This is a genomic window from Paenibacillus sp. 01T431, from assembly GCF_056398625.1.
The window spans coordinates 1-657 of sequence record NZ_JBFTPT010000060.1 but is presented as its reverse complement, the minus strand read 5'-3'; the positions used below and the strand labels follow the sequence as shown (position 1 = coordinate 657).

Sequence of the window (657 nt, the reverse complement as noted above, 5' to 3'; positions counted from 1 at the left end):
CAATAAGATGAGTGATGGTTCGTTAATCGAGTGGATCGTTGAAGACAATGAAGAAACTATTGCTACGGGTGCAATTATCTTCTATGATTTCCCGCCTTCATTCACAAGTAAGAGTGGTAAAATGGGCTATATCACAAATATGTATACAGACAAGGGATAGCTACGACTTTGTTAAATAAATTAGTTGATGAAGCTAGAATCGCAGGTGTATCAAAAATTTGGCTCGGGGCTTCAACATTAGGTAGACCGGTATATAAAAAGTTTGGTTTTATTGAAGTAGATTATTGGATGGAATTAAATCTTTAGGCAATTACAAATACTCTAATGCCGCGAAAATCGTGGCTTTTTTATTTTGTGGGATAAGGTTCCTGTCAAAAACAAATGACAAGAACTCCCATTCCCGATTTTGATAAGAACTTGAACTCATTCCCGATAGATTGCAGGGAGAAGGTGAAGAAGATAAACATAAAAGTTGTAAACTGAACTCACTAATCAAGCTAAACATTCCTGTTGAGGCTAAGAAATAGTCTTTGTCAAAAAAGGAGCACCTCGGTATGATGGGTTTGTCGACAACACATCAAGGAGGCGCTCTTACTATGAAGTTTAAGCAATCAGACGCACAAAATCAACGGATTGAACAAATCGGATTGAACAAAT

The 657-nt window shown here is 37.0% G+C and carries 1 pseudogene; it reads left to right on the top strand.

From position 1 onward, the window contains the following. Nucleotides 1–306, top strand: a pseudogene (locus AC1DM9_RS34400) (GNAT family N-acetyltransferase); the annotation flags it as partial. Nucleotides 307–657: the final 351 nt, after the last annotated feature.